Source organism: Methylomonas defluvii, from assembly GCF_033949435.1.
GTDB classification, from domain to species: Bacteria; Pseudomonadota; Gammaproteobacteria; order Methylococcales; family Methylomonadaceae; genus Methylomonas; species Methylomonas defluvii.
The window spans coordinates 76,596-100,973 of sequence record NZ_JAXARY010000021.1; the positions used below are offsets into that span (position 1 = coordinate 76,596).

18 protein-coding genes are annotated in these 24,378 nt (G+C 52.3%); 4 read left to right on the forward strand and 14 right to left on the reverse strand.

The window, feature by feature from the left end:
* On the forward strand, positions 1 to 1,278 hold the full coding sequence (gene corA / locus QLH52_RS19375; RefSeq protein ID WP_033159561.1) for a magnesium/cobalt transporter CorA: 1,278 nt from the start codon (positions 1 to 3) through the stop codon (positions 1,276 to 1,278).
* Between the two features lie 208 nt (positions 1,279 to 1,486).
* Here corA and QLH52_RS19380 read toward each other — a convergent pair whose 3' ends face one another.
* A complete protein-coding gene (locus QLH52_RS19380; RefSeq protein WP_101052136.1) occupies positions 1,487 to 2,731 on the reverse strand; it encodes an HlyC/CorC family transporter in 1,245 nt (414 codons plus the stop codon).
* Positions 2,732 to 2,959: 228 nt separating this feature from the next.
* Between QLH52_RS19380 and QLH52_RS19385 the strand changes: the two genes are divergently transcribed.
* From QLH52_RS19385 to QLH52_RS19395, 3 genes are all read left to right on the forward strand, one after another.
* Positions 2,960 to 4,375, forward strand: coding sequence for a sigma-54 dependent transcriptional regulator (locus QLH52_RS19385; RefSeq protein WP_101052137.1), 1,416 nt, complete (start codon positions 2,960 to 2,962; stop codon positions 4,373 to 4,375).
* Between the two features lie 18 nt (positions 4,376 to 4,393).
* Positions 4,394 to 5,611 carry a M20 aminoacylase family protein gene (locus QLH52_RS19390; RefSeq protein ID WP_319962635.1) on the forward strand — a complete coding sequence of 406 codons (1,218 nt, stop codon included), beginning with the start codon at positions 4,394 to 4,396 and terminating at the stop codon, positions 5,609 to 5,611.
* Between the two features lie 316 nt (positions 5,612 to 5,927).
* Positions 5,928 to 6,140, forward strand: coding sequence for a hypothetical protein (locus QLH52_RS19395; RefSeq protein ID WP_033159564.1), 213 nt, complete (start codon positions 5,928 to 5,930; stop codon positions 6,138 to 6,140).
* Between the two features lie 68 nt (positions 6,141 to 6,208).
* Here the strand turns inward: QLH52_RS19395 and QLH52_RS19400 are convergent, their stop codons facing one another.
* The 13 genes from QLH52_RS19400 to gspE all read right to left on the reverse strand — a co-directional run bounded on the left by QLH52_RS19400 (position 6,209) and on the right by gspE (position 23,806).
* Positions 6,209 to 6,955, reverse strand: a complete 747-nt coding sequence (locus tag QLH52_RS19400; protein WP_319962636.1) for an MgtC/SapB family protein — start codon at positions 6,953 to 6,955, stop codon at positions 6,209 to 6,211.
* Between the two features lie 45 nt (positions 6,956 to 7,000).
* Positions 7,001 to 9,265 (reverse strand): type II secretion system secretin GspD, encoded by a 2,265-nt coding sequence (gene gspD / locus QLH52_RS19405; protein ID WP_319962637.1) that lies wholly within the window; start codon positions 9,263 to 9,265, stop codon positions 7,001 to 7,003.
* Positions 9,255 to 9,872 carry a hypothetical protein gene (locus tag QLH52_RS19410; protein ID WP_171694837.1) on the reverse strand — a complete coding sequence of 206 codons (618 nt, stop codon included), beginning with the start codon at positions 9,870 to 9,872 and terminating at the stop codon, positions 9,255 to 9,257. Before QLH52_RS19410 ends, gspD begins: the two co-directional genes overlap by 11 nt.
* Positions 9,869 to 10,447 (reverse strand): type II secretion system protein GspM, encoded by a 579-nt coding sequence (gspM, locus tag QLH52_RS19415; protein WP_101052139.1) that lies wholly within the window; start codon positions 10,445 to 10,447, stop codon positions 9,869 to 9,871. The genes QLH52_RS19410 and gspM overlap by 4 nt, the downstream gene beginning before the upstream one ends.
* Positions 10,444 to 11,616 carry a PilN domain-containing protein gene (locus QLH52_RS19420; protein ID WP_319962638.1) on the reverse strand — a complete coding sequence of 391 codons (1,173 nt, stop codon included), beginning with the start codon at positions 11,614 to 11,616 and terminating at the stop codon, positions 10,444 to 10,446. The genes gspM and QLH52_RS19420 overlap by 4 nt, the downstream gene beginning before the upstream one ends.
* Positions 11,594 to 12,574 (reverse strand): type II secretion system minor pseudopilin, encoded by a 981-nt coding sequence (locus QLH52_RS19425; RefSeq protein ID WP_319962639.1) that lies wholly within the window; start codon positions 12,572 to 12,574, stop codon positions 11,594 to 11,596. Before QLH52_RS19425 ends, QLH52_RS19420 begins: the two co-directional genes overlap by 23 nt.
* Complete coding sequence (locus QLH52_RS19430) at positions 12,567 to 13,280, reverse strand: prepilin-type N-terminal cleavage/methylation domain-containing protein (protein WP_319962640.1); 714 nt, start codon at positions 13,278 to 13,280, stop codon at positions 12,567 to 12,569. The genes QLH52_RS19425 and QLH52_RS19430 overlap by 8 nt, the downstream gene beginning before the upstream one ends.
* The gene (locus QLH52_RS19435; RefSeq protein ID WP_319962641.1) at positions 13,280 to 13,699 is read right to left on the reverse strand and encodes a type IV pilus modification PilV family protein; all 420 of its coding nucleotides are present in this window, start codon (positions 13,697 to 13,699) and stop codon (positions 13,280 to 13,282) included. Before QLH52_RS19435 ends, QLH52_RS19430 begins: the two co-directional genes overlap by 1 nt.
* The gene (locus QLH52_RS19440) at positions 13,686 to 14,153 is read right to left on the reverse strand and encodes a GspH/FimT family pseudopilin (RefSeq protein ID WP_319962642.1); all 468 of its coding nucleotides are present in this window, start codon (positions 14,151 to 14,153) and stop codon (positions 13,686 to 13,688) included. Before QLH52_RS19440 ends, QLH52_RS19435 begins: the two co-directional genes overlap by 14 nt.
* Positions 14,154 to 14,579: a type II secretion system major pseudopilin GspG gene (gene gspG / locus QLH52_RS19445; protein WP_319962643.1), complete on the reverse strand. Its 426-nt coding sequence runs from the start codon at positions 14,577 to 14,579 to the stop codon at positions 14,154 to 14,156.
* Positions 14,580 to 14,637: 58 nt separating this feature from the next.
* Entirely contained in the window at positions 14,638 to 15,855 is a 1,218-nt protein-coding gene (locus QLH52_RS19450) for a type II secretion system F family protein (protein ID WP_319962645.1), read from the reverse strand.
* A 318-nt stretch (positions 15,856 to 16,173) separates the two neighbouring features.
* Positions 16,174 to 21,954: an autotransporter domain-containing protein gene (locus QLH52_RS19455; RefSeq protein ID WP_319962644.1), complete on the reverse strand. Its 5,781-nt coding sequence runs from the start codon at positions 21,952 to 21,954 to the stop codon at positions 16,174 to 16,176.
* A gap of 145 nt (positions 21,955 to 22,099) precedes the next feature.
* On the reverse strand, positions 22,100 to 23,806 hold the full coding sequence (gspE, locus tag QLH52_RS19460; protein WP_319962646.1) for a type II secretion system ATPase GspE: 1,707 nt from the start codon (positions 23,804 to 23,806) through the stop codon (positions 22,100 to 22,102).
* Between the last annotated feature and the right edge of the window lie 572 nt (positions 23,807 to 24,378).

The window sequence follows — 24,378 nt, forward strand, 5'->3', positions numbered from 1 at the left end:
TTGTCGCTACAAACAATCAACGATTTGTTGAAAAAACATAAGCTTGTCGAAGGCATGCTGAACAATCAGCCTATGCCGCGTCGCAAGCTGATCACTGCTTTGGTACAAAAGCAGCACATGGTGGAACTGCGTAGTCTGTTGGCGCGGCTGTCTGCTATCGAAATTGGGCAAATTCTGCATGCTCTGGATCTGGAAGATGCGAACTTGGTTTGGCAGCAGGTCGAGGAAGCCAGACAGGACGATGTGCTTTGGGAATTGTCCGATACCTTGCGCGAGGAATTGGTCGGCGACCGAGAACCGCATTGTGGCGTGGGACAAATGAGCGCATTCGAGTTGGTCGAAGGTCGCCTCGCCAAAGTGGCGATTACCTGCCGCCACGATTTGTACGCCATCAAGCCGATCTGGATCGATTTGTTGGCGCCAAGCAAGGCGCAGCGGCTGCTTATCGGGCAACATTATGGCCTGGAGTTGCCGGACCCCCTGGATTTGACCGATTTGGAAGCCAGCGCCCGGTTCTACGTCGAGGATCAGCACGAAATTCATATACATTCGGATTTTTTACTGGATCGCGAAGGCAAATCGCGCAGTGTACCTGTCGCCTTCATACTGCGCGGCGACATGTTGTTTTCGGTACGTAGCGAAGAATTGCCGGTGTTTCGCTTACAGCGTTTACGGGCCCGCACGCAGCCAGGCTTTGTCTCTGACTGTAAGGATATGTTGCTGGATTTATACGGCGCCGAAGCCGAGTATTCCGCCGATGCGCTGGAGAATATTTACGAGCAGTTGGAAATTGTCAGCAAAAAAGTTTTGAGCCAGGATATTAGCGACGAAGAAGCCGCGGATATTTTGACTGATATTGCCGCAGAGGAGGATTTAAATGGCCGAATCCGCCGGAATATGCTGGATACTCAGCGCGCCGTGTCGTTTTTGATTCGCCGCAAACTGCTGAATACCACGCAGTTGGAAGATGCGCAGCAAATTCTGCGCGATATAGAATCGCTTAATAGCCATACCGCGTTTTTGTTCGACAAGATTAACTTCCTAATGGATGCCACCGTCGGTTTTATCAATATCAATCAGAACAAGGTGATCAAGATTTTCTCGGTTGCTTCGGTGGCAATGTTGCCGCCCACCCTGATTGCCAGTATTTACGGTATGAACTTTGAGAATATGCCGGAATTGCAGTGGATGCTGGGTTATCCTTTTGCACTCGGATTGATGACTATCTCGGTATTATTGCCGTTTATTTTCTTTAAAAGGAAGGGTTGGTTGAGGTAAGAGAGCGATTTACATACCGCTGAACTGTTTAACGCTCAAACTCAACCTGCGACAATATGTCACATTTGAATTTGAAATTTTCGCCACTATGATTAACCTAACTTTTTAGTTCGGTTTGATAGTTTAAAGTTGCGTTATATTTCTTCCTATTGCTTCTAAGGCGGTTATTAAAAATAACCGCCTTTTTTTTGCCTAAAATAAATTTTGGTCAGCGTTTGGGATTGAATTTAATCAGCTTGATCGCGTTTTCATCGCGCTTAATTATTTCAATAATATGCCCATGCAGTTTCACGCTGGTACCCGGTTCCGGAATGGTTTCCATGTATTCGATTACCAAGCCATTCAATGTTTTCGGGCCTTCGGTGGGCAAATCCCAGTGGGTGATGCGATTGAGTTCGCGGATGGTTACGCCGGCATCCACCAGATAGCTACCGTCTTTTTGCATTTTTATATCGGGTTCTTCCGAGACCAGTTCACCGACGATTTCCTGTAATAAATCATCCAGCGTCACTAAGCCCTGTACATCGCCATATTCGTCTACTACCAAGCCGATACGGAGTTTTTCGGCCTTAAAGATTTGCATTTGCTTGTGAATCGAGGTGCTGGCCGGAATGAAAAAAGGCTTGGACAGGCTATTGGTGATATTGTGTTTATCGAAATCAGGGTCGCTAATTTGTGCCAAAATCGTACGTAAATGTAGAAAACCTATCACCCGGTCTATATTTTTTTTGTATACCGGCAGGCGAGTATGCGGACTATTTTGTAGTTGTTCGATAATGTCTTCTACCGATTCTTCCAGATCGATACCGATAATTTCATTGCGATGGGTCATGATGTCGGTAACGCTGGCGGATTCCAGATCTAAAATACTCAACAGCATGTTTTGATAGCGCGTCGGCAAATGATTTGCATCCGAAACGATACTTTTTAACTCGTCTTTATTTAGCGATTCGATAGCCGTATTACTCGAGCTTTTAATACCGAACGGCCATAACAACAGGCTGGATATAGCGTTAATCACCCATACCAAGGGATAAAATATCTTTAATAAGGGAATGTAAATCCAGGAGGATAGTAAGGCCAGCAACTCAGGTTTGAGGGCGCCCAGGGTTTTTGGGGTTACTTCGGAAAATACCAGCATGCCGAAAGTTAGCAGGCCGATAGCGGGGGCTATAGCGTTATCTCCGCTCACGCGGATGGCAATCAAGGTTGTTAACGACGACGCCAGGATATTGACAAAATTGTTGCCCAGCAGGATCAGGCCCAGCAAACGGTCCGGCCTTTTTAAGAGTTGATGGGCTTTAATCGCGCCCTTATGATTTTTTTTCACCAAATGCTGCAACCGATAACGGTTCAGCGTCATCAAGGCGGTTTCAGAGCCAGAAAAAAAAGCTGAAATAATCAGTAAGGCTGCCAGTATACCGAACAGTATACTCAAAGATATGTCGTTCAAGGCAACGGGGCTCTTGGTTGTTAAACATCGAGCTAGTTTCTATGTTGTGGAAAATTTGTCAAGCTGCAAAATGGGATGGCTGATTAGTCAATCGATGTAAATAACATGAACTAAACTATGCAATAGCTTGAAATGGGGCCATTTTGACAATAACCGGATTCGATGCTTAACTTAAAATCAGCAACCCCCTTCCGCCTTAAAACAACGTAGTTTGTAGAGAATATACGCATGGCTTTGCCAGAAATTTTGCTCATTGATGACAACACCCACCGCAGTCAGCAAGTGGAAGGCATACTCCGGTTTTTGGAATATCGGGTGGAGGCGGTTGCCAGTAGCGATTTTGAAGCGGCGTTTAGAGATCATGACAGTTTCGGTGCGGTATTTGTCGGCTGCGGCGGAGACAAGCAAGCCAGCTTGATCAAAACGGTCACCGAAAGCGTCGGCGACATTCCTGTGGTTTTGCTGGTGGACGCCGGTGGGCCGCAGGTGGTTAGCGCCATTCAGCAAATGGTCAATAAAACCTTGGAGTGGCCGACTGTCTACCCGCTATTGATCCAACTATTGGACAGTTTGCCGCAGCCTGCGCAAGCCAGTAAAAAATCGCTGCCTGATAAGGGCCTGGCGGGTAAAAGCAAAGCCATTCAAAAAACTCGTGCGCAGATCGATCAAGTCGCCAAATCCGACGCCACGGTGCTTATCCTCGGCGAATCCGGCACAGGTAAGGAAGTGGTGGCGCAAGCGCTGCATCGTGCCTCTGCGCGGCGAGACAGGCCATTCGTGCCGGTCAATTGCGGGGCTATTCCCGGTGAACTGCTGGAAAGTGAATTGTTCGGCCACGAGAAGGGTGCATTTACCGGCGCGTTGACTTCGCGGCAAGGTCGTTTCGAAATGGCGGAAGGCGGTACGCTGTTTTTGGATGAAATCGGCGACATGCCGATGCCGATGCAGGTTAAATTGTTAAGAGTATTGCAGGAGCGCACTTTCGAGCGCGTCGGCAGCAATAAAACCATCCATTGCGATGTGCGGATTATTGCCGCGACGCATCGTCACCTCGAACAGGAAATTGCCGAGAAGCGCTTTCGAGAGGATTTGTTCTACCGTCTGAATGTGTTCCCGATCGAAGTGCCAGCCTTGCGGGAAAGAGCCGAAGATATTCCTTATTTAATCAACGACCTGATAGCCCGCATGGAAGCCGCCAACCGGGGTACCGTCAGTTTATCGCCTCGCGCAATCGCCACCTTGATGCAACACAGTTGGCCCGGTAATGTCCGCGAGTTGTCAAATTTGATCGAGCGTTTAGCCATCATTAGTCCGGATGCTAGTGTCGATGTCAGTGATTTACCGGAAAAATTTCAGGGCTATGAAGTACCGGAAGGCGTGCAGATTGTATTGCCGGAGCAAGATATTCACATTGTGCGGCCGGCTGAGCGTGAAGCGCTGGCGATGCCGACTCCCGGTGCAGTCGCGGCCGTGCATTTACCCGAACAAGGTATCGATCTTAAGGAATATTTGACCGATCTCGAGAACGAACTGATTCGTCAGGCTTTGGAAGAATGCAATGGCGTTGTCGCCCATGCCGCCAAACTGCTGAATATGCGCAGAACCACGCTCGTGGAAAAGCTGCGCAAAACCGATACGGCTTAGACCGCACACCGCCTTGCCATGAATAAACTCGATGCTGAATTGTCGTCAGCCTTACTGATACCGGAAATTGTCGCCAATATTGCCGGTATTCGCCAATTGCGCCGCGATATACACGCCCATCCGGAGTTGTGCTTCGAAGAGATGCGTACCGCGGATTTGGTCGCGGCTAAACTGACCGAATGGGGGATTCCTATTCATCGCGGCTTGGGTAAAACCGGTGTAGTCGGGATCATCAAAGCAGGGAGTTCCGACAAGGCAATCGGCTTGCGTGCCGATATGGACGCCTTGCCGATGCATGAACAAAACAGCTTTGCACATGCCTCGCGGTACCCAGGCAAAATGCACGGCTGCGGGCATGACGGCCATATCGCGATGCTGTTGGCTGCGGCGCAATATCTGGCAATCCACCGTCATTTTGACGGTACAGCCTATCTGATCTTCCAACCTGCGGAAGAGGGCGGTGGCGGCGCCGATGAGATGATCAAGGATGGCCTGTTTGAATTGTTTCCGATGCAAGCGGTTTATGGCATGCACAATTGGCCGGAGTTGCCGGCTGGGCAGTTTGCGGTGAGTCCCGGACCGGTGATGGCATCTTTGAATACTTTTCGTATCGTGATTCGGGGCAAAGGCTGCCATGCAGCATTGCCGCACTTGGGATTGGATCCGGTGCCGGTGGCCGCGCAAATGATTATGGCGTTTCAAACCATCTTAACCCGCAGCGCCCATCCCTTGGATAACGGTTTGATTTCAGTCACGATGTTACATGCCGGAGAGGCGACCAATATTATTGCCGATACCTGCGAGCTAGCCGGTACAGTACGCACATTCTCCAACCAATTACTGGATTTGATCGAAACCCGTATGCAGGAAGTAGCCCGGCATATTTGTCTGGCACATGGAATGGCATGTGATTTTGAATTTAAACGTAGCTATCCGCCGACGGTTAATCACAGTGAGGCAGTCGAAACGTCGCGTAGCGTCATGGCCTCTATTGTTGGCGACCGGCATGTTTTGGAGCAAAAAGCCACGATGGGCGCCGAAGATTTTGCGTTTATGCTGCAAAAGTTACCCGGCAGCTACTGTTTCATCGGCAACGGCTCTGGTGATCATCGCAGTATTGGTCATGGCGCCGGTCCTTGTGCCCTGCATAACACCAGTTACGATTTTAACGATGATATTTTGCCCCTGGGCGCGACCTACTGGGTGAGATTGGTAGAAACTTGTCTGCCGGCTTAAATAATGCCTGCCAAACGACTGTGACAGAGTGGATTGAAAATGCCGGTTTTGTGACAACTCTGGCAGTTTTTGCGACAAAATTGCCAGGTCAGTGCACAGTTTTCCATGCTTAGCTCATGAGGAGAGCGGTTTCCTTCAAAGCATCAATCCAGAGAAAGAAGCAGTCGGTTTTCTTTTGTTTTAGAAAAAGCAGGATTTTGAGGTACTTGGACGGATTCCGGTTTGCGTTCAGGCTATTGAAGCGTAATCGATGAGTGATTTGGCGTGGATCATGCTGCTTGGTTGTTGGGTTTAACCAGCAAATTAGGTGGATGTCATGAAAACCTCAAGCAACGAAATCACCCAACTCAGCAACACACGCACTTTATTCGTTGAAACGCTGAGTCAGCAATTTATCGCGCTAACCGGCTGCGGCGTTTATGTCTATCTCAACCCGGTCGATATCAGCGGTTTATTCAACCAATACTTAAGCGATACGCTGTCGATTAATACGTTCGCCAGACAATGTGTGAAAAACGTATTGGAATAACCCGGCAATTCAACGGAGAAAAGCGGTGAGGAAGCAGGGCGTCTTAACGATTCACTGCTTCCTGACGCTCAGTTTCGGGCAAAGGCGACTTGATAACCGCTGAGAAAATCGCAGCGTTCCAGGCTTTCCGCAATCGCAGGAATCGATATTTTATGATTACCGGTTGCAATAAAAACCAGATGCCATTCTTCGTGTTTATTGTTGCTGATAACGCTAATCGAGCCTTCGGCCAATCGATAACCCAAGGCATTTGCCAAATCGTTAATCTCGGTCTGATTAGGTCGATAGCTGGTTTGAAAACGCAAAATCACTGACACTGCATGACGGGAAGGCAAGGCAGATTCGATTCGCCCGCCCCAGATCATCGTCGCCGACGCAATTAAAGCCAACAAAATGGCCGCAAAATAAAACCCGGCGCCGCATAAAATACCAATCGCCGAAGAGGCCCAAATCGATGCGGCGGTCGTCAAGCCGCTGATGTTCAGACCTTCCTTCATGATTACGCCGGCACCCAAGAAACCGATACCTGTCACGATGCCTTGAATAACCCGAGTGGGGTCGGCGGTAGTGGTGAGCGGCAATAAGCCGCCAAACCAGAACTGCGGGTAACCGACGATAACCGTTACTGCCGCGGAAGCCATGCACACCAGACCATAGGTGCGCATGCCGGCTGCTCGGCCGTGGTAGGAGCGTTCGTAGCCCACCACCATGCCCAAAAACAAAGCGCCGACGATATTCATCAGAATCACCACGCTGGCTTCCAATTGGGCAAGCGACCAAAACGAGATCAGCCGGTCCGGCGAGATTGGATTCATGTTTATCGTCCGGTTTTTTGGTAGATACGGGCTACAGGTTTGGGTCTATGGCACTGTTTCCACTTCAACATTGATTTCAACAGGCTTTTGATAATAGATGCCGGACAGTTTACGTTTGAACTCGTCTGTTATATCCCTAGCATCCTGGCGGCTTTTCATCACGCGCGGGGTGAGCAGCACCACCAGCTCGGTTTTGTCCTTGTTCCGCGTCGTACCGCCGAAAAGCGGCCCGATTAAGGGTATCTCGTGCAGCAGCGGCACGCCGTCACGCAAATAATCGTTGTTTTCTTTGATCAAACCGCCCAAAACAATGGTTTCGCCACTTTGTACCGCAACGCTGCTTTCGATTTCCCTTTTTTGAATGGTGGGCGAGTCGATGGTGTCGCTGGTCGTGGTTTTGATAGCCTGATTAACACTTTGTAATATGTCCATCAGCACCAATCCACCGGCATTCACCCTGGGCCTAACCGACAAATTCACACCAGTATCGATCATCTGGATTGAACTGGTTTGCACGATACCGTTATTGGAATTGTTGCTGCTCAAATTGCTGGAAACCGACGAACGTATCGGCACCGAATCGCCGACTTTGATCGTGGCTTCCTGGTTGTTCAATACCATCAAGGACGGCGAGGAGATGACATTGACGTTATTATTGACAGCACTGGCATTTAGTACGGCTTGAATGTCCTTCGAACCGCTAGAAAAAGCGTAGGAGAAACCACTTGTGCCAAATGCCTTCATAGCATCTTTAGCAACATTTGTGAGACTCAAGCCTTGTGCAGAGCCTCCAGCTGTATCGTTATTTCCTCCGTTATTGTGGCTAAAATACCATTGCAATCCATACTTTAAATCGTCTTTCAGCGTAACTTCCACAATCGTGGCATCGATCATCACTTGTAAAGGCAGCACATCCAGCTGTTTTAACACGCGCTCAATCACTGCATATTCCTGGGCGGTCGCGACGATAATCAGCGCGTTATTGCCTTCGTCGGCGATGATTTTTACATTCGGCATGTCGTTGTTATTGCTGCCGCCCGAATTGCCGCTTAAATTGCCGCCGAGTGCGCCGCTGCCGCTTTTATCTTTGGTTCGGTCGCTGAGCGTTCTATCGCTCATCGAATCCTGCTGCCGGTTGGCGCCGCCTGCGCTGCTACTTGATGAACTATCCGACTTTTTATTGGTGGCCGATAATGATTTGCGGCCGGAGGCGATAGAAGCCTTGCTGGATTTGCCGGAACCGCCGCTACCGAAAATATTGCTTAAGGTCTCGGCCAAATCGGTGGCGCTGACATGTTGCGCCCGGTACACATTTACGCCGCCGGCTGCCGCTGTGTTAATGCGATCCAGCCTATATACCCAGTTTTCAATGTCCTTCAGATAACCGGCTTGATGGGTGACGGCTAATACCGCGTTAAGCCTTTCTATTTCGATAAACCGGAAAAAGCTGGCTTCGTCGTCTTTGGATTTTTTGGTGTTGAAGATTTGTTCCAGCTCTTCAATGATTTTGCCGGCGCTGACGTTAGCCGGTGTAAACAGAGCAAACGAGCGGCCTTTTAAAATATCGACATCAAAGGTATTGACCACATCCAACGCCCTGGAGATTTCCGCGCCGGAACCGGCGACCAATATCAGATTACGGTTCGGATCTACATGCAGCAACGATTTTTCCGGCAATAACGGTTTCAATATCTCCGCCAGTTCCGAGGCCGCGACATTTTTGACCGGAATTACCCGCACCTGATAACCATTGGGCATTTTGGCGCCGGACAGCGAGCTGATTGAGCTGCTGTACAAGGCTTCATTGGACGGTTTAATCAGATACATGCCGCCTTGTTCGGTCAGGGCGGCATTATTCAAGCTCAGCAGCATATCCAGGGTTGGGATCAGCTCGTCCTTGCTTAAGGGTTTGGAGGTTTGCAAAGTCACTTTGCCGACCACTTGCGGACTGATAGTGTAGTTCCGGCCCAGAATATCGCTGAGTATTACTTTCGCCACTTCGCCCAGATCGGCGTCATCGAAATTCAAACTGTATTCGCCCTTACCACTGGTTTTGCCGCTGCCTTGGTGGCCGGCTTGCGGGGCGATGCTTGCGTCGCCGCTAGGGTACATTTCGACTTTGGTGATTCTATTTTCGGCGTTTTTATTGGCCTCGTTAGCCAGTTCCGGAATCAACAAAGTATCTTCTTGAGCCGGTTTGTGATCGGCAATAGCCAGTTTTTCATGCAACTGCGGGCCGATAAATTCACAGCCGGTCATGGACAGCGCCAACGCCAACATTGGAGGAATGTTGATTTTTTTAGTTGTCATTGATGTTCTCGGGATTTTCATTAGGTACTGGTTCTATAGGTTTGGCAACGGCGTTGGGCTGCGGCGGTCTGGGCGGTACGGCTGGCTTGCCCGGTACCGGAGGCTTGACTTGCGCACGCGGCTTTCTCAATACGACCGATTTTTCCTGGCTGCCTTGCTGAAGCAGCACATGGTCGGCGTGTATTTGCTTCAGCAGCCAGCCGGATATGCTTTGTTCTTCGGTTATTTTTAAAAACTTTTTGGCTTCGTTGCGCTTTCTAAACAAGGCGGTCGGCTTGTTATTTTTATCGTAAACGCCGATTAACTCCCAATCGTCGATTTGTCCGGAATCTTGAGTTTGCAAATTGTCGGTCGGATTGGTTTCGGCGACAGGCTTTCGGCCTTCCACAAACAAAGGTCTATCGACAATATCGCTGTAGGTTTCCGCAGAGCCGCTATTATCGGCGATATTGGGCAATTGCTCGGCCGGGGATTCGGTTTGCGGGCGCGGCTCAAGCAGTGTTTGCAATTGCTTTAACGTATATTGACTATAAGTCCATTCCGCTGCCAACAGTAGGCTCAGCGTGCCGCAACCCAGTAATTGCAATCTGATCAGTTTCTGATTCATGAGGCTTTGGCTCGCATAAAGCTGATCACTTCAAAACTGACATTCAACTGAGAACTGGGGTCCATTTTGTTGGTGCTGCGGTTACGCGCGCCGCGTACCGGGGAAATGTCCAATTGATCGACCAGCAGCAAGGGCATATTGGTATCCAGACTATGCAGCACCGCGCGCAATGCTTCAATGCTGCCGCTCATGCGCACTTTTACCGCGATACGCACAAAATCCTCTTCGGCCTTGCCCGGTAAACCTTGCGTGCTGGTCAGTTGGCCGCCGGCTTCCGTTACTGCGGTCTTGACGATGTTTTGCAGCTCAGCTGAGGCCAAGGCTTCGGTGTCGCTGTCGCTCAGATAGCCTTGCTGTTGGTATTGTTGATTCAATGATTCCAGGTTTTGGGCAACGCTGTCGCGGCGGGCGACAATGGCTTGTTGGCGTTGCAAACGAAACAACAGGTCGTTTTTTTGCTCGCGGTAATCCAGCCAGCTGCTGAATAAAGGCAGCAGTACCAAAAATATCACGGTAAATAACACCAATCCAAGTAGAGCCAGTGCCAGCCAGCGCTGATAGCGCGCTTGATTCATTGCTCGGACCCTCCATTTGCCTCGGATTCAGCTGGAGCAGGCTGGCTGGTCGTCGTCGCCTCAGTATCCTCAGCAGGCTCAGCGGGTGGCGGGCTAACATCCATACTAATTTGAAAGCGCTCGCGCCCGGTGGCTTTATCCTGGGTCAACGGCGAGACGAAACTGACATTACTAAAATATCCGGAACTTTCCAACAAACCGATCAAAGACGACGCGCCCGGCGATTGACCCTGGATTTGCAGACGTTTGTCCGCAAATTGAAAATGTGTTAACCAGCTGTCATCTTTTAACAAGGTGCTCAGTTCGTTCAATACCGCGACCAGAGCGGGAGACTGGGTTTTAATGTCTATCAATCGTTGGGTTTGCTGGCGTAAGGCATCGATTTCGTGCTGTTGTTCTTCTATTACGCGGGTTTCTTTTTCCAGCGTTTTGATGTGATTTTTCAAGACATCGACGGCTTGACCTTCCTGCCACACCGGCCAAATCAAAACTGCCAGAAACAACAGTAACAGTAAGCTGTTCAGCAGCCAGTGCATGGCTTGAGCTAAGGCGTTGCCGTGTGGCCGGTAGCGTTCCGGGAGTAAATTGTAAGCGGGCGCATCGGCAGGGCACACGGTGCTGGCATGGCAAAAATCCACCCGCACCGGCTGTATCCCCAAAGCCTGTAGTTTGACCAGTTGCTCGTCCAGTACGGTTTTGGGTGTAAATACCAGTAATACTTCAATTTGACCATGCTCGGTTTTACCGAGCGGAATGGCGGCAAAATAGACTTGCTCGGCCTTGAACGGCGTGTAACGGTCCAACTCAAATCCGACAACTTGCTGCAGATTCTCTTGTGCCGCAGCGGGTAAATAGACGATTTTTTTTAGCGCCTGTGTCGGGTCCAGGCGCAAGATACATTCGGCTTTTTCAAAATCCGGATGTTGGGCCTTCAAGGTTTGATAACTATCCGCGAGGTTGCTGTCCAAGCGCCATGTCATCGGGGTTTGCTGTTCGGCCTCGCGGTAAAAACGGATTTGAAAATCCGCGTCGGCGGCGCTGATTACGAATGCGCCACTACGGTCTGTCAGCAAGGATCTGAGACGACTCGGTACCAAAAACGCCAATTCTCGCCCCCACCACTGGAAGAAACGTTTCAGATCGAAATCAATGCTGGTTTGTAAATTCATCTTGAACGGTAATGAGCTGGGATTCCTTGGCCGAGTCGAATAAGGCCAATACTTGCTGACCTTGTTTCCAATCCAGGATTTGGTAGGGCGCTTGGCTGGGGTCTTGGTTCTGGATTCTTACCACTGCTTCGATAGCGGCCGTCGCCTGATCTTCCAGCAGGGTTTGTACCATAATAGTATACGTTTGCTCTTCATCCGCCAATGCCGGATCGGTCTGATCGGCCGTGCTATCGTCTGCCGCAGCCGATTCAGACAAGCGTTTGTCCAAGTATACATCATGAATATTCTGTGCCTTCAGGTTGTCACCAACCATTTCCAGTAACTCCGACGGTGCCCTCTGCAAGTTTAATTCCGCTTGTCCGGAATAGATGGTAATCCACGGTTGCAGCTGCTCGAAAATTTCGGCGTTGAACCCCAGCACCAATTGCAACTCCTCCAGGGATTGAAAAGGTTGATTGCTGGGCTGATAAGCCAGCCCGGCCTGCCGATATTGTTTTTTCTCGGCGCCTTGCGGACGCGGATCATCGTCGGCGTCTCGCCAATCGAGCAGGGCATCCAACAAATTCTGCTGTAGCTTTTTGTCGTCGCTTACCGAACTAATCAAGGCCTTTAATAAAGGTTCCTCCGCGGCGTTGATATCGACTTTGCCGGATTCGGCGATAATTCGGACCCGAATTTCGCTATCGTTGCCCGGTATTCGATAGATACTGCCATCCGCGTGCCAACGCCGCTCGGGATCGGCCTGTTGCAGCATAAATTGGGCAATGTTTAAACCGGTTTCCGCCAGTGCTAGGGCTTGGGCATTGTTTTTCAACGCGCCGGCGACGCTGCTTTCCCGGCGCATACTTAACGCAAAACTGCCGGCCATCAGGCTCAGCAGCGTCAAAATCCAAATGACGATTACCAGCGCCAGGCCGCGTTGCCGATGGGCGGCCTGTGTACGAAGCGTGCTATTCATTCGCGATGCCAGGCTGCTGGTTTTGCTCGCCGAGCAACGCTTCTGCGTTCGGCTGGCCGTTGATTTTTAATGCAAATATCATGTCCGGCCAAAAACTGTCGTCGTTTAGTGCGATGCTGACTTTTACCAGTTTGGGTAACTGGCCGGTGGCTTGTCCTTGCCATTCGTCCAGCCAAGCACCATTACCGTCAACGTTGTCAGCCGATGCGCCAAAGTAACTGATTTTGAAATGCCGTAAGTTTTCCAATAGTACGACCGGTTCGGCGTCGGCCGGTATCGATTCGGTTTGCCGGTAAGGGGTTAATGCGACTTTCAGGGTCGACGGCTGCTGCGGGTCCAGGCCGACATGAAACACTTGTAAGCCCTTGCGCGCCGACGCGGCCGGCAGCGCAGAGACAAAGCTGATGCTTTGCGGCAAGCCTTCGAAAGCCAGTTTCGGCAATTCTTGTGATCCCAGTTGTTGAGCGTTTTGTGCTTGGTTTTCCTGGATGATAGGGAAGGGTTTGGTATTGCTCAAATGCCGTTTGAAGAATTGGTAAACCACGGCTTTTTTATTCACTTCGCTGATTTTGGCTTCACCGCTGTTCCAGCTTTCCGCGGCTATCCGCAAACTGGCGAAGAGCAAGACCACCATGATCCCCAGCAAGCTGATGGCTATCAGCATTTCGATCAGCGTAAATCCTTTTACCGATGAATGCTGCGACACTAGCCCGGACCTGGTTGTTGTAGTTTTAAGGTATGCAATTCCACGGCACGCGGTTGTTCGTCCTCACCCCACGCCACCACTACCCGTACTGACATCAGCACCGGCGCCGGTTTTTGTTGATCGGGATCCGTATCTTTCAGACTGGCACGGGATTGCGCCGGCGTCGCCGGATTGACCGTGATTTGCCAGTCGTATTTATCGCCTTCCGTGCCCTGGCTTTCACCGGCTGTCAGCTCTGTCTCCACCCCGGTGCGGGCCATCAGCGATTCGGCAATTTGCACCGCGATAGTGTATTCCTCGGAAATAACCGCATTGTTAACACCGGTGCCGAAGATGCGCAGCAGTATCGTCAACGCTATCGCCATGATGGAAAAGGCGACCAGAATTTCCAGCAGGGAAAAGCCTTTATGCCGATGCATCGGAAATACTGACCTGGCCGGTAATCCAGTTAACGTCGATGCGGCGCAATTGATTGCCCCATTCCAGCGTGATTCTGCCTCCGGTGGACGAGCCGTCGCCAAAGAACCGAATATGGCCTTGTTCGCCCTCGCTAAACTCTTCCTCCGCGACCACTAAGGACACGTCAATCTCTTCGGCAAACGGATAAGTTTTGTCGCGGTTACTGATGCGGTAACTATTGTCTTGCAGATCGATGGCCACGCTGACCGGCTTTTGCGTCATCAGTGCCTGGCCGTGGGCGTAACGCAGGGCCGAGGCCATATCCCTGGCGACGGCTTGTAACTTGGTACTGCGGTTGCCGGAGCCGATATTACTGCCGACCACCGCAAAAGCCAGCACGCTGATCAGCAGTACGATGATCAGCTCGATCAGCGTAAAGCCTTGCATGCGTTGGCGGGCGGGTAGGGCGGTCATTTATTCCCAGCTGTTGATATCCTGATCTTCGCCTTCGCCGCCTTCTTTTTGATCGGCACCATAGCTGAATAAATCGAACTTACCGTGCTGGCCGGGGAAGACATAGTGATAATCCTGATTCCAAGGGTCTTGCGGGATCTTGTCCTTGCGCAAGTAAGGGCCGTTCCAACGCTTGGCATCGGCGGGTCTTTCCACTAACGCCGCCAAACCTTGCTGTGCGGTGGGATAACGGCCTTCGTCGAGTTTGTACATGTCCAGCGATGCAGCCAGATCCTCGATTTGCACCCTGGCGGCCTTGGTTTTGGAGGCGCCCATATGTTTCATTACCTGCGGCCCGACAATCCCGGCCAGCATGGCGATAATGCCCAACACCACCAACAGTTCCAGCAAGGTAAAACCGCCGTGGCGGCGTAACATGTGTTTCATTTGCAAAACTCCTTCTATTAAAATTGGATGGTACGGGCGAATTTATTCGTCCGTAGGCCTAAACAGCCAAATCGTTAACGCTCAAAATAGCCAATAAGATGGAAACGATGATGCCGCCTATCATCAAGCCCAACGAAATAATCAAAGCCGGTTCCAGCAGCGCCAGCATCCGCTGGATGGTGGTCTTTAGCTGCTTGTCGTAAATGGTGGCTACCCGCATCAGCATTTCCTCCAGCTTGCCGGTTTCCTCGCCCATTTTAATCATTTGCACCGCCAGTTTGGGAAACAGGTTTTGCTGGGCCAAGGCGTCCGACATGGTCCGGCCTTGCTTGAGCTGGGCTTCGGCATGCTCCAACAGATCGGCCAAGACTATATTGCCGACGGTTTCCCGGACGATGCCCAGCGATTTCAAAATCGACACGCCGTTGCCCAATAACGTGCCGAAGGTACGGCTGAAATTGGCTATTTCCATGGTCAGGATGATGTCGCCGAACAACGGAAACTTCAGTAGCCGGCCGTCCCAGGCTTTCTTGCCGGCCGGATCGGCCAACTGCAATTTTATAGTTTGCACGCTGCCGACAATAACAATCAGCAGTACCCACCAATAACTTTGCAGAAACTCGGCCAGGCCAATCACTATCTGGGTTGGCACCGGCAAGGCTTGGCCGGCGCTATCGAACATTTCCTTAAACTGCGGGACTACAAAAGTCAGCATTACGAACAATGAGGCCAGCGACATCAGCAACAAAATGGCCGGGTAAATCAACGCGGTGCTGACCGTGTCTTTCAGTTCCTGCGAACGTTCCATGTATTCCGACAAGCGCAGCAACACGCCGCCCAGATTGCCGCCCATTTCCCCGGCGCGGATCATGTTCAGATAAAATTTGGAAAACACCCCGCTCTGGCTTTCCAAGGCATCGGCTAGTGCCTTGCCGGCTTTGACCTTTTCCAGTACTTCGCCGACCAGTTTATTCAGTTTCGGATTTTCCTCGGTCAACTGCATCAGAATCGTTAACGACCGATCCAGCGGCAAACCCGATTCCAGCAAAGTCGCCAATTCGCCGGTCAGCATACCGATTTCTTTTTGCGACAGTTTGACGGCAGCCGACTTTAGTTTGAAACCCAGAAAAGTCTTATCTTTCGCCAACTCAATGCGGATGGGAATCAAGCCCTGGTTTTGCAATTCCAGCAGCAAGGCCTGCTCGTCTGCAGCATTACGCACACCTTCTTCGGCGACACCCTGACTGTTGACGGCTTTGTAGGAGAATAAAGGCATGTATTTGTTTAGTTTGCTTTTTAGCTGGGTTTGCGCTTCGGTAGTCGGCAATGTTTTTGCAATGCCAAAACATGGATACTCGATAACCGTGGCGTAACGTGTATATGTCTATCACATTTCATGTTACTAGCCCGGCCCTATTGATCACGGATATTCCGATCAAGTTAAGCCCAGACGGATGTGCGCTTCGATAGCCAAAGGGCATAAAGGTGACCGGGTATTTAAGGGCCGGGTTAATCATCACGCAGATTCGGTCTGGCGAGGCTTAATTCCGTCGGCAAAACATGCTCGCCACTATAAAGTAGTTGCGGGCGTATCTCAAAACTCCATGCGTATCCCGACATTAAAGGCGTGGCGGGAAACGTACTCCTGGCCGAAGGTGGTGTCGTATTGCACGAATGCCGAGCCGCCAAACGGCAGTTGGGCGGATAAACCGGCGCGCAAATTGATGTAATCCTTATCGACGCTAAAACTGTTGGTGGTAAAGGCATTGTTAGGCGAATCGACGAAGCGGGTGGTAATCAAGGAGTTTTTGTTGAACCACTGATGCTCCCACTCGACATTCACTTGCGAAACCAGCACGCCCACCGGTGTGCTCAGCGCATGCGAGACCATCGCGCCGATACTGCTGCTCAACGACTCGTTGTCCAGCTCGCCGACTATCATGTTCATGCCTAAACCGGCACCTTGTTCCTTGCGGCCGTTGACAAAGTTGTAACCGTATTCCGTGCGGCCTCTAAGGCCGAATGTCCATTCTTTTACCGCTATGTCGTAACCGCTACTGAGGCTGGTGCGATTTTGCCAGCCATCGGTTTGGCTGGATGCCGTTTCATTAATCGCTGTGCCGTTGGCATCGTTATAAAGTGTGACACGTTTGGAATCGTACTGGTTATAAGTCAGGTTGTTGACCAGATCAACGTACCAGTTATCGGTCAGGTTTAACGAGCCGAAGGCTGATAAGGTGTACCCATCTATGCTTTGGCTGCCGCCCTGTTGGGAAATCAGGGCCGTGCTGCTGCCGTAGCCGGCAGACAAACCCAAGAGTAGCCGTTTGCTCAAGCGATAGTCGGCACCGGCAGTGACGGCGGACATCGTGGACGCATAACCGCGTTGAACGACCGTTGCGGTTCTATCAGCCCATTCGAATTGGCCGTTAATGAATAAGCCCAAATTGCTGAAGCCGGAGATAAGATCGGTGCCGTCGTTGTTGTTATCCGTGCTTAAGGAAATACTGACCGAGGAGGGGGCATTGGATGAGGATTGACCGTCTTTTTCCGGCGTTGAAGCCTGAATGCTGATAGCGTTAGAACTGGGTGTGTTGGGTGAACTGGCTGAACTGGCTGAACTGGCTGAACTGGCTGAACTGACTGAACTGACTGAACTGACTGAACTGACTGAACTGACTGAACTGGTGGGCGCACTGGGTGCACTACTAGGCGTGTTTATGCTGCTTGACGCATTCGGCGAGCTGATATTGTTGGCTGAGCTGGGTGCGCTGAGAATACCCGGAGAGCTGCCGATAGCCATTGAACTGCTTACCGGTGTGTTGAACGTGGGGGACGACTTGAAACTTGAAGCGGAACCGGCGCCGACGCTTGCGGACCTCAGGGTGACGAGTCGCTGAGTGATGTTGCCGGTCTGCAATTTGGCTATTTGGTTCGATACGGTTTGTTCCGCCGCGATTTGGCCAGGGCTGATTTGCCGCAACGCGCTGATGAATTGGTCTACTTTGCTGGCATCGGCGTTACCGTTTGCTAAAAAGGGTTTCAAGCCGTTCAATAGATTCTGCAGATTAGTTGGGGTTGAGGCACTGCAGTCTATTTGCTGTAAGGCGTTGGCCAAGGATTGCACGTCGGCGGGAACCAGATTGGGCAATCTGGGCACCATGGTCAGCAAAAACTGCTTTTCCTGCTTGGAAAATATAAACATATCGCTGGAGCCTTCCGGACAGGTAATGCTTTGGTTAAAATTTCCGGAGATGCTGCCGCTGGTGGTTTGCAACAGCACAGACTGCGAAAAAGCCTGTTGCGGCGAGAAGTTAGGCTGGCTGGCCAAGCGTTGTAAGTTAAGCTTTGCGCCTTGAATATCGATGCTGCGCGCAGTAATCGAATCGGTTACCAACTGTCCGTTTACCCCGCCCAATTCCAAATTCAAGCTGCCGGATTGGCGGAAAATCAAATCAGCCGATGCGGCGTCAATGGCCGCTATCCCTTGCCCATTGGCACCCGGACCCGGCGAGAAACTGTTGTTTATGTCCACGATGCCGGCGTAAGAACCGCTGCCGGATACCGGCCCGTTCAAAGTCAGGTGCGAACCGGCGATGCCGACCGTGCCATTGTTGATGAGCGGACCGCTGACGCTGCCGTTGCCGCCGAAGCTGCCGGCTTGTATGTCGGTCAAAGCCTGGCTCCAAACCCCGTCTACCCGGGTAGTACCCGCTGTTTGCCGGTAAGTGCCGTTGCCGGTAAAGGTTGCGTTGCCGGTCACGCGCACATTGCCGGAATTAATGACCGTCGATTGATTGTTGAGGATGAAATTGCCGTTCAGCAATAAGTCGCTGGCGGAGCCTCCTGAACCGCTGATAATCAAGCTACCTGGGCCGCGCATCTCACCGCCGGAAAGCACTGCGGATTGCACTCTTAATTCGCCCGGGCCCGACAATATGCCGCCAGTCTGCACGTAACGGCTGACCTCCGTGCTGGTGTGCTGCAAATTGACGGTGCCGTTGTTTATGGTAAAAGTGCTACCCAGATTGAGCTGCTTGGTCGCTGCGGACGAAAAATTGACGGTGCCGCCGGATACCGTCGTGGAATTGCTTACCGAATAATCGCCGGCGATAGTAGTTGTCCCTCCGCTAAACACCGCATCGCTGGCCGTTAGCGCAACACCGGCGTTGACTAGATTGGTTCCGCCGCTAAAAGCGATATTAGCCGTGCCGAGGTTGGTGCCGGCATTGAATTGTTGCGTGCCTGCGCCGAATTGCAAGGTACCGTTGCCGGTGAAATTGCCGGAGTGGGTATTGCTGCCGGTAAAATTCAATACGCCGGCATCTACCAGTGTGTTACCGGTGTAGCTGTTAGTGCCGCTCAAGGTCACCGTACCCGAAGTGGTTTTGTTCAAACCCGCGCCACCACCCAAATTGGCGCTGACCGTGCCGGATTGAAGATCAAAGGCACTGTTCGAGGTCAAGGTGCCGGTGCCGGTGATAGACCCCGACAGCAGTCGTACGCCAGCCACCGTGTCGTTATGGCTGCCCAGAGCAAAGGTACCGCCGTTGACGATCAGATTGGAGGCATTGGCGAGCACATCGCTGGCGCCCAAGGCCAACGTGCCGGCATTTACTTGGGTGTTGCCGGTATAGGTATTGCTACCGCTCAGCGTCACGGTACCTGCGGTGGTTTTACTCAAGCCCACGCTGCCGCCCAACGCCGCGCTGACCGTGCCGGCTTGCATATCAAAGTCGCTGGTTGATGTTAACGTGCCGGTGCCGGTAATCGAACCGGACAGTAATTGCACGCCGGCGACGGTGTCGTTGTTCGCACCCAAATCGAAAGTGCCGCCGTTGACGATCAAGCTGGAGGTGTTGGCAAGCGCGTCGCCGGCGCCCAAAGCCAATGTGCCGGCGCTAACTTGGGTTGTGCCTGTGTAAGTATTGCTGCCGCTTAGCGTCACGGTACCTGCGGTGGTTTTATTCAAGCCCACACTGCCGCCCAACGCCGCGCTAACCGTGCCCGCTTGCACATCAAATGTGTTGTTCGAGGTCAAGGTGCCGGTGCCGGTAATCGAACCGGACAGTAATTGCATCCCAGCGACGGTGTCGCTGTTTGCGCCTAGATCAAAGGTGCCGCCGTTGACGACCAGACTGGACGTATTGGCAAGCACATCGCCGGCGCCCAAGGCCAACGTGCCGGCATTTACTTGGGTGTTGCCGGTGTAGGTATTCGTCCCGCTCAGTGTCACGCTGCCGGCAGTAGTTTTGGTCAATCCGACGCTGCCGCCTAGTGCGGCACTGACCGTGCCGGATTGCACATCAAACGTGCTGTTCGACGTCAGAGTGCCGGAGCCGGTAATCGAACCGGACGTTAATTGCACCCCATCTACTGTGTCGTTATGGTTGCCTAGAGCGAAAGTGCCGCCATTGACGACCAGACTCGAGGCATTGGCAAGCACATCGCTGGCGCCCAAGGCCAACGTGCCGGCGCTGACTTGGGTGTTGCCGGTGTAAGTATTGGTCCCGCTCAGCGTCACGGTTCCTGCGGTGATTTTACTCAAGCCCGCACTGCCGCCCAACGCCGCGCTGACCGTGCCGGCTTGCACATCAAACGTGCTGTTCGACGTCAGAGTGCCGGAGCCGGTAATCGAACCGGACAGTAATTGCACGCCGGCGACGGTGTCGTTGTTCGCGCCCAAATCGAAAGTGCCGCCGTTGACGATCAGACTCGAGGCATTGGCAAGCACATCGCCGGCGCCCAAGGCCAACGTGCCGGCATTGACTTGGGTGTTGCCGGTGTAGGTATTCGTCCCGCTCAGGGTCACGGTGTCGGCGGTGGTTTTACTCAAGCCCACACTGCCGCCCAACGCCGCGCTGACCGTGCCGGCTTGCATATCAAAGTCGCTGGTTGATGTTAACGTGCCGGTGCCGGTAATCGAACCGGACAGTAATTGCACCCCGGCGACGGTGTCGTTGTTCGCACCCAAATCGAAAGTGCCGCCGTTGACGACCAGACTGGACGTATTGGCAAGCACATCGCTGGCGCCCAAAGCCAATGTGCCGACGCTAACTTGGGTGGTGCCGGTGTAAGTATTGCTGCCGCTTAGCGTCACGGTACCTGCGGTGGTTTTACTCAAGCCCACGCTGCCGCCCAACGCCGCGCTGACCGTGCCTGATTGCACATCAAACGTGCTGGTAGACGTCAAAGTGCCGGTGCCGGTAATCGAACCGGACAGTAATTGCACCCCGGCGACGGTGTCGCTGTTTGCGCCTAGATCAAAGGTGCCGCCGTTGACGATCAAGCTGGAGGTGTTGGCAAGCGCGTCACTGGCACCCAAGGCCAAAGTGCCGGCGCTGACTTGGGTGTTGCCGGTGTAGGTATTGGTGCCGCTCAGCGTCACGGTGCCGGCAGTGGTTTTGTTCAAGCCCACGCTGCCGCCTAACACAGCGCTGACCGTGCCGGCTTGCATATCAAACGTGCTGTTCGACGTTAACGTGCCGGTGCCGGTGATCGACCCCGACAACAATTGCACGCCGGCGACGGTGTCGCTGTTTGCGCCCAGATCGAAAGTGCCGCCGTTAACGATCAAGCTGGAGGTGTTGGCAAGCACGTCACTGGCACCCAAAGCCAACGTGCCGCCACTGACTTGGGTGTTGCCGGTGTAGGTATTCGTCCCGCTCAGTGTCACGCTGCCGGCAGTAGTTTTGGTCAATCCGACGCTGCCGCCTAGCGCGGCACTGACCGTGCCGGATTGCATATCAAACGCGCTGGTTGATGTTAACGTGCCGGTGCCGGTAATCGAACCGGACAGTAATTGCACGCCGGCGACGGTGTCGTTGTTAGCACCCAAATCAAAAGTGCCGCCGTTGACGATCAAGCTGGAGGTGTTGGCAAGCACATCACTGGCACCCAAGGCCAACGTGCCGGCATTGACTTGGGTGTTGCCGGTGTAGGTATTCGTCCCGCTCAGTGTCACGCTGCCGGCAGTAGTTTTGGTCAATCCGACGCTGCCGCCTAGTGCGGCACTGACCGTACCGGCTTGCATATCAAAGTCGTTGGTTGAGGATAATGTGCCGGCACCGCTCAAAGTTGCCCCGGCATGCGCCATACTGAAATTTGCCACAGTGGGCGAAATATCAAGAGCCACATTTTGGCCGACATTGATAGCCGCATCATCGGCCGCTCCGGGGCTTGCGGCACATGACCAGTTAGCGGGCGTAGACCAAATATCATCCCCACCTTGCCAGGTACAAACGGCAGCTTCGGCAGTTGAAAAAAATCCGATCAGCAACGCCGAGAAAGCGCAAGAGGCATCGGCACCGACGCTGCGCGAACGTCGTTTGGTTATCGGTGGATTATTTGCAGACTCGGCTGGCGATTGGCACATCTTGAATCCATGATGTTGATTAAAAAGTGGGTTTTAGTCATATTCCACTTGACGCTATTTGTTATGCGGTATGTTGGCTTTGTTATTCAAAGCCTTTCTAGGTTTGGATCAACGAAAGTTTGTTGTCGGGCGCCGATTAAACGGCTCAAGCTTCGGTCGTTACCCTTAATACCTCTTCTAAGGTGGTGATACCCTGCAAGGCTTTGCCGACGCCGTCTTCGTACATGGTTTGCATGCCTTCCTGGATCGCGGTTTGCTGGATCACGAAAGCTTCTTCGTGTTTCATGATTTGCTTGCGGATCGTGTCGGTCATCGTCAAAAATTCGATGATCGCTAGTCGGCCTTTATAGCCGATGCCGTTACAGGTGGGACAGCCGACCGGTTTGTGCAGCAGGATTTTGCCGGTAGGTTGCCACTGTCTAAGTTTCATTTCTTCGATCAGCGTGTCCGAGGCCGGGTGGGCTTGTTTGCAATGCGGGCATAGGCGGCGCACCAGGCGCTGGGCCAGGATACCGTTGATGGTCGAGCTAAGTAGGTATTCTTCCAGGCCCATGTCCTGCAAGCGGGTGACGCCGGCGGCGGCGTCGTTGGTGTGCAGGGTGGACAGCACCAAGTGACCGGTCAGCGCCGATTGCACGGCAATTTTTGCGGTTTCCAGGTCGCGCATCTCGCCGATCATGATCACGTCCGGGTCTTGGCGGACGATGGAACGCAACGCCGACGCAAAAGTCAGGCCGATTTGCGGTTTGGCTTGAATCTGGTTGATGCCTTCCAGCTGATATTCCACCGGATCTTCGACCGTTATAATCTTGCGTTCGGAGGTGTTCAGGGTTTTTAAAGCCGCATACAGAGAGGTGGATTTACCGCTACCGGTCGGGCCGGTGATCAGCAAAATGCCATGCGGTTGGGCCAGCACTTCCATGAAGCGTTCAGCCTGTTTGCCGACGAAACCCAGGGTTTCGAAATCCAGTACCGCGTTTTCCTTGTCCAGCAAGCGGATAACCACGCTTTCGCCGTGCAGGGTAGGGATGGTGGAAACCCGCAAATCCAGCTCCTTGCCTATCATTTGCAGTTTGATGCGGCCGTCCTGCGGCAGGCGGCGTTCGGCGATATTGAGCTTGGCCATGATCTTGATTCGCGACAGCACGGCGGCGGTGGAAGCCACCGGCGGCGAGTCGATGTCCTGCAACACGCCGTCGATGCGTAAACGCACTTTCAGGCTTTGCTCGAACGGTTCGATATGCACGTCCGAGGCGCGGCTTTCCACGGCTTTTTGCAGGATGAAGTTCACCATTTTGATGATGGGCGCTTCGCTGGCCAGGTCTTTCAGATGTTCAAGGTCTTCGCTGCCTTCTTCCTCGACATTGAGGTTGTCCATCAGCTTGTCCATTTGCGACTTGCCTTCGCCGTATTGCAATTCCAGCGCGGCGTCGATTTCCGAAAGTTGGCCGATTTGCAATTTAATGGGTTTACCGGTGGCGAGTTGCAGCGCTTGCGTCACATATTCATCTTCCGGGTCCATCACCGCGACTTGGATCTGTTCGTCGTCCGCCGTCAGACCTACGGCATGGTATTGCTTTAAAAAACGCTGCGAAACACTATCCGGCAGCGGCGTTTGCGGCGGGTACTGTGCCGGACCTACGCGAGCAATCCCGCTGGCTTCGGCGAAGCTGCCGGCGATGTCGCTGTCCGAACACAAACCCAGTTTGATCAGCAGTTGCGGCACGGAGTCGTCCAATGCCGATTTTTGCATGCGGCGGACTTTACTCAAATCGCTGTCGGAGAGCTTACCTTTCCTTTTTAACAAGCTGAGAAAGGCGGCGTATTTTTCGGGGTTTTCCACGGTTTCCATGTTCACTGTATCAGCCTAAACTTGCAGAACTCGGGCGCATTGTAGCGATTTTCCACTCAGTCCGGCAGTAATTGTTTATGGGATGGTGACTCTTGCGCCGCGTTAGAGAGGGAATGAGGCGCTGCTCGAACAGTTTCTTGTTTTTGGGGTGGCGAGTGTTGGGGATTTTGACGCCCTTGGGTTCCCGCTTTTGTCAGATCGCACCATGGTGAGTTGACGGTTAAATACTGATCAATTGCTTGGTAGGTTGATCATGATGGCAAGCCCCAATGGCTTGGCATCGCCCCTATACCTGCCTGCACCTTTGTCAAAAGCAAATGTCTTTAGCCATCCTTATATAAATTCAGATGTCAGATCATTTGAAGCGTTTGACCAAACGGGTATTGCCGATACAATCCATGACAAGCTCAACAAAACGTAAATATACGGCTATGGCAGAAAGTACGCACCCCCCTAGGAGCCCGTCGGACTTAAGTTTTTTTAAGCCGAAAATTTGGCGTCAGCCAAATGATCGAAGCCCTCAAGCTGTCGTAAAGTTACTCAGCCGGTCTTGAGAATTGATGTAGACGCGC

Excerpts from the sequence above, each read along its gene's own strand:
- gspE (WP_319962646.1), bottom strand. The coding sequence starts at position 23,806 with ATGGAAACCGTGGAAAACCCCGAAAAATACGCCGCCTTTCTCAGCTTG.
- QLH52_RS19435 (WP_319962641.1), bottom strand. The coding sequence starts at position 13,699 with ATGCATCGGCATAAAGGCTTTTCCCTGCTGGAAATTCTGGTCGCCTTT.
- QLH52_RS19420 (WP_319962638.1), bottom strand. The coding sequence starts at position 11,616 with ATGAATTTACAAACCAGCATTGATTTCGATCTGAAACGTTTCTTCCAG.
- QLH52_RS19385 (WP_101052137.1), top strand. The coding sequence starts at position 2,960 with ATGGCTTTGCCAGAAATTTTGCTCATTGATGACAACACCCACCGCAGT.
- gspD (WP_319962637.1), bottom strand. The coding sequence starts at position 9,265 with ATGACAACTAAAAAAATCAACATTCCTCCAATGTTGGCGTTGGCGCTG.
- QLH52_RS19440 (WP_319962642.1), bottom strand. The coding sequence starts at position 14,153 with ATGACCGCCCTACCCGCCCGCCAACGCATGCAAGGCTTTACGCTGATC.
- QLH52_RS19395 (WP_033159564.1), top strand. The coding sequence starts at position 5,928 with ATGAAAACCTCAAGCAACGAAATCACCCAACTCAGCAACACACGCACT.
- gspM (WP_101052139.1), bottom strand. The coding sequence starts at position 10,447 with ATGAATCAAGCGCGCTATCAGCGCTGGCTGGCACTGGCTCTACTTGGA.
- QLH52_RS19390 (WP_319962635.1), top strand. The coding sequence starts at position 4,394 with ATGAATAAACTCGATGCTGAATTGTCGTCAGCCTTACTGATACCGGAA.
- QLH52_RS19455 (WP_319962644.1), bottom strand. The coding sequence starts at position 21,954 with ATGTGCCAATCGCCAGCCGAGTCTGCAAATAATCCACCGATAACCAAA.
- QLH52_RS19425 (WP_319962639.1), bottom strand. The coding sequence starts at position 12,574 with ATGAATAGCACGCTTCGTACACAGGCCGCCCATCGGCAACGCGGCCTG.
- gspG (WP_319962643.1), bottom strand. The coding sequence starts at position 14,579 with ATGAAACACATGTTACGCCGCCACGGCGGTTTTACCTTGCTGGAACTG.
- QLH52_RS19410 (WP_171694837.1), bottom strand. The coding sequence starts at position 9,872 with ATGAATCAGAAACTGATCAGATTGCAATTACTGGGTTGCGGCACGCTG.
- QLH52_RS19450 (WP_319962645.1), bottom strand. The coding sequence starts at position 15,855 with ATGCCTTTATTCTCCTACAAAGCCGTCAACAGTCAGGGTGTCGCCGAA.
- QLH52_RS19400 (WP_319962636.1), bottom strand. The coding sequence starts at position 6,955 with ATGAATCCAATCTCGCCGGACCGGCTGATCTCGTTTTGGTCGCTTGCC.